This window comes from Argonema galeatum A003/A1, assembly GCF_023333595.1.
Classification (GTDB): Bacteria; Cyanobacteriota; Cyanobacteriia; order Cyanobacteriales; family Aerosakkonemataceae; genus Argonema; species Argonema galeatum.
The window spans coordinates 51,749-58,375 of sequence record NZ_JAIQZM010000039.1; the positions used below are offsets into that span (position 1 = coordinate 51,749).

Sequence of the window (6,627 nt, forward strand, 5' to 3'; positions counted from 1 at the left end):
GGCGATGAACGAACTAACCTTAGAGTGGCAAGAGGCAGGTCATCTGAGAAAGCAGATGATTCGCGATCGACAGCTAAGTAAAAATGCCGGAACCGTTCGGCTGGGGCGCGATGCCCTTCGCTGCGATATTGTGCTGACGCATCCGACAGTCTCTGGGCTGCACGTCGAAATATTCTTTAATCAAGAGCAACAACAATTTTACCTGCGAAATCTGCGAGAAAGTAATCCTCCGTGGGTGAATGGCAAGCAACTTACCGTTGGTGAGACAACTTTAAGCCAAGGTAGCATCTTTCATCTGGGAGAAACAGAAATCAAAGTTAGTGGGGTAATTCTAGCTGGTAGCAGCGTTCCCCCAACGATTTTGGTTTCGCCTTTGGCACCGTGGAAAGTAAGTCAGCCATCTGGGGCTACTGTAGCAAATCAAACTTACGGTTTGCGATGTCCCAATTCTAAATGCGATCGCATTTCACCTTACGAACGGTTAGATTTAGGATGTCCTTGGTGTGGCACCTCCCTAACGGCAGCAGCAAGTGTTTTAATGACTCCCAGCGGGAATCAACCGTTATGAATCCGCAACCCCTGCAAATTCGGCTTAGCTGGTCAGATCCAGCCACAGGAGAACGGCGAGAACCCATCTTAGCTGTCCCTATTGCCCTGGGACGCGAGTTTGCCCAAATGCCAGATGAACTCAGGGGAATGCGCGTTTCCCGGATACTGCTCAATAGTGCCGAAGTCTCTCGCTATCATGTCTCGATCGATGAAGATAGCGGCAGTTTGGTAGGAATTGACCAAAACAGTCAAAACGGCACTTTTGTCAACGGTCAGCGTCAGGCGCGGAGTTTACTGGCGAATGGCGATACCCTGCAAATTGGCCCCTACCAAATTACGATTTCCTTCCTCGCCAGTCCATCCATATCCACCATCAATTTTCACCCAGACACAGATTTACCCGACCCCCGTCTGGTGGCGACGCCAAGTAGCGATAATTTTCCCCCACTGGTGTTTGGGCAATCTCAAGTAGCTTTGCAAGACCTTCACGCAACGGGTTTGCCAGTTGAAGAAGTTGACTATGCTGCTATTGGTGCAGGATTAGGTAGCTTTGTTTGGGTCGATATGTTGAGAATTTCCGGGGTAAAAATCGATCGCATAGCGGCTTTGGGAATGGAAGAAAAGCCGTATGCGCGTTACAAGCGTCTGTGCATGAATTCTCAGATTCCCTTACACGAAAGGTTGCGATCGAATTCCGATTCTTGTCCCGATAATATTTGGGGTTGGCCCAGCTATGCTTGGCGAGAAGTTTGGCACGATTTACTCAAAGGGAAAGTCAGCGATGCTTTGGGGTATTTGTGGCAAGTATTTGCAGAACCAGATTTTGCCCAAACTTACACGCCTCGTTCTGGAAATGTGTTCGATGCGATCGATCGCGAGTCGAAACGAATTGGTTGGGAGCAAATTTTTCGCTACGGTAGCGTGCGGGCAATTCGCAAAACATCTGACGGACGGTATGTTCTAGCCTATTCTCGCCGTCGTTCCAGCACAGCTAGTCCCGATCGCGCTTTCTTAATCGCGCCATATCTCCAGCTTGCCACAGGCTACCCAGCGATTCAATTTCTGCCCGATTTAAAAGCATATCGGGAAAAAACAGGCGATTTTGAATCAGTGGTGAATGCCTACGAACAGCACGATCGCGTTTATCAACATTTAGAACAGCATGGCGGTACAGTATTGATTCGCGGTCGAGGAATTGTCGCTTCGCGAATTGTACAGCGGATTTATGAGGCACGCCAGAAGAACAAACAGATATCTTTGTTGCACTTAATGCGATCGGCCAAACCCCAAGGTAACAAATTCGGTTCCTCTCAACGCCAAGTGGAAAATCACTACGAATTTCAACCATTTAACTGGCCGAAAGCTTGTTGGGGTGGCGAACTGCGAGAAATGCTCGAAAAAGCTGACCCTGAAGGGCGCAAGCGCTTGCTAGCACATTGGGGCGGTACAACTACAGCCGATCGCCGCGATTGGAAACGAATTGTGCAGCAAGGGGTCAATGAAGGCTGGTATCAAATTACCTTTGGCGAAGTAGAAAAAGTCGAACGCGACGACACCCAAAACCGTACAGTTACTTACATTCAAGAAAAAGGATTAAAAGGGCAAATTCGACTAGAAGCTGACTTTATTATCGATGCCACCGGACTCGATGCCCACGTAACAGCAAGTCCTCTACTTGGCGACATTGTAACTCACTACAACCTGCCTTTGCACGACAATGGCAGACTTGTCGTTGCCAATGATTTTGAAGTAACAGATATGCGAAATCAACGCGGTCGAATTTATGCCGCTGGAGCCATAACTTTGGGAGGCCCTTATGCCGCAGTTGATAGTTTTTTAGGATTGCAATATGCAGCACTTTGTGCAGTTGATAGTTTAGCAGCAGTACAAGCACCAGGATTGAAGCGATTAAATGCGTTGAGTTCCATAAGGCAATGGTTGAAGTGGGCGACGAATAAATCTCCCTAATTATACTGTTCACGGTCATAGAGCGAGCTTTTTTAACCCAGTAGTAGGGGCTCCGCATGACCGTATTAATTTGTTGGTTGAACCCAAAGATATTTGCCGGAATGCTTCGCCCCTACAAATCAAAAAGAACAGTTTCTGCCCGTGCGGAGTATACCTGTAATCCCTGAAAATACCAGGGCTACCATTAGCTTGTGACTCAGGAATACGAAGATTGATGCCCTTCGCTGTCAACTTCCTTAAGATAGAGTTAATTCAGTATTTCCCCAGAGCAATTGTTTTAATTTCATATACTTCTCAGTAAATACACGGGCTTTAGCCTGCTGTTGAATAGCGGACAATCTTTTCGTCGCATTGGGTTCGTCCTTTGTTCTGCTGGTGACGCAGGAACGCCGAAACGCTAGGAACTTTCAGCTTATTTGCGCGTCGGTCATTTTTGTGCCATTCCAGCATCATAGCCCAATGCCCTGGTTCTACACCTCACAGCCAAGGTGAAATTAGGATGCCCATAAACTCGATATCAGTAGAGATACTGGCAATTTAAGGCTTCTTTATGAAAACTTTAAAGTTTTCTCCTTGTTCTTTACCAATACTTGACCTCATAAGCGAAGACTTTCAGGCATTATTAATTTAACTCAGCTAAAAGCAAGGTTAAAGCTGAACCAAACAACGGATGGGTGTTTTGCACTGAGAGATTGGGAGAACTTCAAATGCTTGGATTAAAAAATCTAGAAAAAGTCTTACCGGCAATTAGACGCTACAAGTGCAAAGAAGCTGAAATGGGCAACAGCTATCTCGTAGAGGATTTGACCATCAGGCGCGTAGCCAGCCACTTCGGGATTGGCTGTGTTGCTGACCCAGAAGAGGCATCCATGATGTCTAAACTAATGGGATTACCAGTTGTCGCCCATTCTGTTTGGGTTAGAAGTCTTGATAAGCTGGAAGTGGGAAAAATTTACGAAGGTCATTTGCAAAGTAACCATCACTACGAATTGCCTCAACTAAAGCTGCAAAATTAATGCAGCAGAGGAATTAAAATTTTATCGGGAAATCCGGTAAGCGTAAAACTTAGTCCCTTTAGGGCTGAGAGTGTCAATAATGACTCCTACACTATTTGGTCGTTGGCAAACCCGTTTATTACTGCTTGGCACTGTGGGCGTGCTGATAACTTTGCCCTTGGCGCTGGGCATTATTGGGCCTGGTGCAAACTCTGTTTATTTTTGGGTTTTGGGATATATCGCCGTCTTTGGTTTGGGTTGGGATATTCTTTATGATTATTTCCAGAAGTTCCGCTGGGATAGAGATTGGCCGGGACTTTTTCAACTATTTGCTGGTATTTGGGAAGCTATATTTTTAATTTTAATTGTCAAAGTTCTATCATTGCCTTTGCCGGGAGTGCAAAACTTGGATATTGGCTGGTTTGTTCGGCACTACAGTTTGGTGTGGCTGAGTGTCTATATGGTGTCCCAAACACTGATGCGGATTTTATTTCCCCGTTGGCGTTTTCGGGGTGGACAATGGTTGTAAGGATTTTAGATTGAGTTAGGACTTACGTAAAAACCAAGAATTTGCCCCCCCCTTGCCTAGCCCCCCAAATCTGGGGCCCAAGAGTCCTGTTCCCCCCAGATTTGGGGGGTTAGGGGGGAGAAAAGCGTAAGTCCTATGAGTATATAGGCGATCGCAGTTCGCCGGGATACCGATGAGTGCGTACCTTGGGGGTAAACTGAGGGCAGGGTTTTAGACTACAGCTCAGATCTGGTGTCAGCAGGCTCGTTGTAACATACCCAATAGCGGCCTTTGAGGAAACTATGCACACAGTCATCCTAGTCCTGATTGAAGTTTTGATTGTCATTGGACTTTCCCGGCTTGTAGGTTTGGGATTTCGCTGGCTCAAGCAACCCTTGGTGATCGGCGAAATCGTGGCTGGGATTATGCTGGGGCCTTCTTTGCTGGGTTTAGTTGCTCCAGGTTTAGCTGCCACTTTGTTTCCAGTAGAAGCCGTTCCCTTCCTGAATGTGCTGTCCCAGGTGGGGCTGATCTTTTTCATGTTTCTGATCGGCCTAGAACTAGACCCAAAATATCTCAAAGGCAATTTGGATATAGCAATTTTGACTTCCAACGTCAGTATTTTGGTGCCCTTTTCTTTGGCAACGCTGCTAGCTTTGGTGCTTTATCCCCTACTTTCTAATGCCAGCGTCTCTTTTACCGCCTTTGCCCTGTTTTTGGGCGCGGCGATGTCGATTACGGCTTTTCCGGTACTGGCGAGGATTATTACGGAAAACAACTTGCAAGGGACGCGCTTGGGGACTTTGGCGCTGACTTGTGCGGCGGTGGATGATGTGACGGCTTGGTGCTTGTTGGCGCTAGCGATCGCAGTTACTCGCACCAACAGCATGACTGGCGCTATTCCCACCATTATCGGGTCTCTGCTTTACATCGTATTCATGCTAACGGTAGGACGTTGGTTCTTGCAAAGAGTTGCTACCCATTACGAACGCACCGGACGCCTCAGCCAGTTTCTTTTGGCTTGGATTTACATGGGAGTTGTTGCTTCCGCCCTAATCACCGAAACGATCGGCATTCACCTAATCTTTGGGGCATTTTTACTGGGAGCGGTAATGCCTAAAAATGCCGGATTGGTGAGAGAAATAGCTGAAAAAACAGAAGACTTTGTACTCATATTTCTATTACCAGTCTTTTTTGCATATAGCGGTCTGCGAACAGAAATAGGCTTGCTCAACAGTCCCGAATTGTGGTTACTTTGCTTAGCTGTTTTGGGAGTGGCAATTATTGGTAAGTACGTTGGCACCTATGTAGCGGCGCGAGTTTGCGGTATTGATAACCGAGAAGCTTCTGCACTCGGTTGGTTGATGAATACTCGCGGGCTGACCGAGCTAATTGTGCTAAACATCGGTCTAGAACTGAAAGTAATCTCGCCTTTGTTGTTCACCATGTTGGTGATTATGGCACTGGTGACAACGTTTATGACTTCGCCTTTGTTGGAGTGGACTTATCCGAAAAAGCTGATTCGGTTGGATATGGTAGAGTCAGAAGCAGATGTAGAAACTGGTTTAGGTGCGGTTCAACCAACTTATCGAATTTTGGTGCCAGTTGCTAATCCCAGTACGCAGAAAGGGTTGCTGCAACTGGCAGTTGCGATCGCAGACACTAAGTTGCAACCCGCCGTCGTTCATCCCCTCAGCTTGATCGAACTGGAAGAAGACTATTTATTTCAAAGCACCCCAGCTGAAGCAGAGAGGTTGATCCAAAAGCGTCGCGATCGCTTGGAAGAACTAATTCAAAGCCTGGAACCCCCAGAAACCCGTCAACTCGTGCATCCAATTGTCCGCATCTCCAACAATGTCTCACGGGAGACGGCAGAGATTGCTCGACTCGACCAAACCGATTTGATTCTGGTAGGATGGCACCGTCCAGCTTTTAGCACTAACCGACTGGGAGGACGAGTCGGGCAAATTCTCAGCACCTCCCCCGTAGATGTGGCAGTATTTGTGGATGGAGGACGAGAACGGCTGGAAAATTTGTTAGTGCCATATTCTGCCAACGTCCACGATGATTTAGCGCTGGAAATCGCTTTAAGACTACTTTTCAATCTCGATCGCCGTCACCTCACTATTCTGCGGGTTGGACAAGATAGTTCGATCAAAATGGATTTCACTTACGAATTTCGCGCAGTGATGGAGCAATTACCGAATCAGGTACGCGATCGCATCGATATCCAACTTATCGAAGCACCCAATCCAATCCAAACTGTTGTAGCAGCGTCGCAAAACGTCGATCTCACCATTGCAGGCACCAGTCGCGCCTGGGGAATTGAGCGTCAAACCTTGGGGGGGTACACTGATGTACTGGCGGTTGAGTGCCACTCGTCTCTCCTGATTACCAGGCGCTACAGTCAGGTTACCTCTCACCTCGCCTCCGTACTGGGAACAAAAAATAGCGAAGTAACAGAACAACAGAACAAAGTCGCAGGCGAACAGCAAATTCCTAATCCGTAAATCTAAAATCTAAAATCCAGGTAAACTACCCACCGAATCGTCGGAGTACCGACTCTAGCGGGGGCTTTTGTGCGATTCGTTGCGATGTGAATCACGG

The 6,627-nt window shown here is 47.3% G+C and carries 6 protein-coding genes; 5 read left to right on the plus strand and 1 reads right to left on the minus strand.

All coding sequences use genetic code 11. The features are described from left to right. The first annotated feature begins 4 nt into the window (after positions 1-4). Both LAY41_RS27120 and LAY41_RS27125 read left to right on the plus strand, forming a co-directional pair. A complete protein-coding gene (locus LAY41_RS27120) occupies positions 5-568 on the plus strand; it encodes an FHA domain-containing protein (RefSeq protein WP_249104910.1) in 564 nt (187 codons plus the stop codon). Beyond that, positions 565-2,517: an FHA domain-containing protein gene (locus LAY41_RS27125; protein WP_249104912.1), complete on the plus strand. Its 1,953-nt coding sequence runs from the start codon at positions 565-567 to the stop codon at positions 2,515-2,517. Before LAY41_RS27120 ends, LAY41_RS27125 begins: the two co-directional genes overlap by 4 nt. A 312-nt stretch (positions 2,518-2,829) precedes the next feature. Here the strand turns inward: LAY41_RS27125 and LAY41_RS27130 are convergent, their stop codons facing one another. After that, the gene (locus LAY41_RS27130; protein WP_249104913.1) at positions 2,830-2,970 is read right to left on the minus strand and encodes a hypothetical protein; all 141 of its coding nucleotides are present in this window, start codon (positions 2,968-2,970) and stop codon (positions 2,830-2,832) included. Between the two features lie 254 nt (positions 2,971-3,224). Here LAY41_RS27130 and LAY41_RS27135 point away from each other — a divergent pair, with 254 nt between their 5' ends. From LAY41_RS27135 to LAY41_RS27145, 3 genes are all read left to right on the plus strand, one after another. Beyond that, on the plus strand, positions 3,225-3,533 hold the full coding sequence (locus LAY41_RS27135; protein WP_249104915.1) for a hypothetical protein: 309 nt from the start codon (positions 3,225-3,227) through the stop codon (positions 3,531-3,533). Positions 3,534-3,612: 79 nt separating this feature from the next. After that, positions 3,613-4,041: a hypothetical protein gene (locus LAY41_RS27140; protein WP_249104917.1), complete on the plus strand. Its 429-nt coding sequence runs from the start codon at positions 3,613-3,615 to the stop codon at positions 4,039-4,041. 281 nt (positions 4,042-4,322) lie between these two features. Continuing rightward, complete coding sequence (locus tag LAY41_RS27145) at positions 4,323-6,530, plus strand: cation:proton antiporter (protein ID WP_249104919.1); 2,208 nt, start codon at positions 4,323-4,325, stop codon at positions 6,528-6,530. Positions 6,531-6,627 lie beyond the last annotated feature (97 nt).